Origin of the sequence: Sphingomonas sp. A2-49 (genome assembly GCF_025548555.1) — a bacterium.
Classification (GTDB): Bacteria; Pseudomonadota; Alphaproteobacteria; order Sphingomonadales; family Sphingomonadaceae; genus Sphingomonas.
The window spans coordinates 1-1,488 of sequence record NZ_JAJLPA010000047.1 but is presented as its reverse complement, the minus strand read 5'-3'; the positions used below and the strand labels follow the sequence as shown (position 1 = coordinate 1,488).

General features: G+C 60.6%; 3 protein-coding genes. 1 reads left to right on the top strand and 2 read right to left on the bottom strand.

The features are described 5' to 3' along the window. Window positions 1-794 (top strand): hypothetical protein (locus tag LPN01_RS19000; protein WP_262829994.1); only part of this gene is annotated, 794 nt, incomplete at its 5' end. A gap of 18 nt (window positions 795-812) precedes the next feature. Here the strand turns inward: LPN01_RS19000 and LPN01_RS18995 are convergent. Both LPN01_RS18995 and LPN01_RS18990 read right to left on the bottom strand, forming a co-directional pair. Continuing rightward, window positions 813-1,199 (bottom strand): DUF2628 domain-containing protein, encoded by a 387-nt coding sequence (locus LPN01_RS18995; protein WP_262829993.1) that lies wholly within the window; start codon window positions 1,197-1,199, stop codon window positions 813-815. Then, window positions 1,190-1,488, bottom strand: a 299-nt coding sequence (locus tag LPN01_RS18990) for a hypothetical protein (RefSeq protein WP_262829992.1), incomplete at its 5' end; no start/stop codon positions are given. The genes LPN01_RS18995 and LPN01_RS18990, both read right to left, overlap by 10 nt.

Here is a 1,488-nt window from a genome sequence, read left to right as displayed (position 1 = left end):
GGCGGCATCTCGACCGAATAAACAGAAGTCTGGAAACGCAGGGTCTGACGTCGCTTCCCCAGGAGTTGCTGTTCCGCACCGAGCAGGTATGGATAGACGATGGCAAATGGGCTCCCACCCCTTTGGGATCGGATGAGGCCAATACGTCATTTAAAGATCCGGACGAGGACGGTGTGCGGCCGGGCTTGGCCTTTTATCGGCCGGCTCCGCCTGTTCCAGAGCGAACGGTTCCTGGCGAGCTTGTCGGGTCATTGATCCTGCATCGTGGGTTCGAGACCTCGCTGACAAAATGGAAAGCTGATCAGGGCGAACGCCTTATCAGCGAAATACGCGCAGGGATCCTGGGCTCAGGCGGTGTGACCGGAGATCGCTTCGCTGCGATGTTGGCGGAGCGCCTTCGGATCCGGCCAATAAGGATTGCAGGCGATTGGGGCGACGTGATCGAGAAGGTGGGTCCGACAGGGCGCGCGGAGTTTGCGATGTCCGCGAAATATACCGGGGACGCTGCATTTTGGCCGATCGGCCCTGGTACGAAGCCCTATAAACGTGAGCTGCGGGCGGTGTTAGACGACGCCAACGTGACATTGCAGGTGCGTGTTGTGGGCATCGGAAGGTCAGATCCCGAGGCGGAACTGACCTTTTACAAAGAGGAGCTCGAACGCAGGCTCGAGCTCCTTGTTGAGAAATTGGCGGCGTTTAATGCATGCCGCAAGCACGTCGCCGAGATGTGGACACGCTATTGCGCCCCGCGTGTTGCGAGGCAGATCCACAACGGCATTCGCCGAAGGGCCTAAAGCCGTGGCGACACATGCTTATGCCATCGCGTCGGCATGTTCGTCCTCTTGATGCCACGGGTCGATCTCGTCCCAGCCAAGGCGCAAGTAATGCTCGCGGAACATCCGTTGCGCCTGAACCGCCGCCAGGATCCAGAAGCCTGGGGCTACGATGAAGATTAGTGGCCAGGCGACGAGGAGGGTGCCGATCAGCACAACGAGGACGAAAGTGAAGGGGCGCCACAGGTTGCGGGCGGCCATGTAGAAGAGACCGAAAAGAAACATCCAGAGCCAGGCGCGCCGAGGAACGCTTTCTCGCCAGCCGGTCGCGGGGTTCTCGTAGATGGCGGTCACCTCATACGGATCGAATATCTGTTGGCGGCGGGGCAGGCGACGGCCACCATGGCTCGTGCGGTTCACAGACATGCGCGCACCTCATCGACACGGCTGCGGTCGCTCCCGGCATGGAATGTCTTGAGCTGGCGCATGACGACATGGGTGCCGGTTGCGATTCGCGTCGTCTCTACGAGCAACATCGGGACCCTGTCGCCGAGCACGAGCATGGTGCCATTTTCGAGCGGCGCGGACTTTGGCGTGTCCCCGCCGAGCTTCACCCAGTCCGTTGATACGCACGCGATGATTGCGGCGCTTTCAAGTGCGCTATCTGCCACCAGCACTGGCTCTCGTTTCTGCATGCCCTTAACCGACATCGCGG

Coding starts and splice junctions, on each gene's coding strand:
- LPN01_RS18995 (WP_262829993.1), bottom strand. CDS start 1,199: ATGTCTGTGAACCGCACGAGCCATGGTGGCCGTCGCCTGCCCCGCCGC.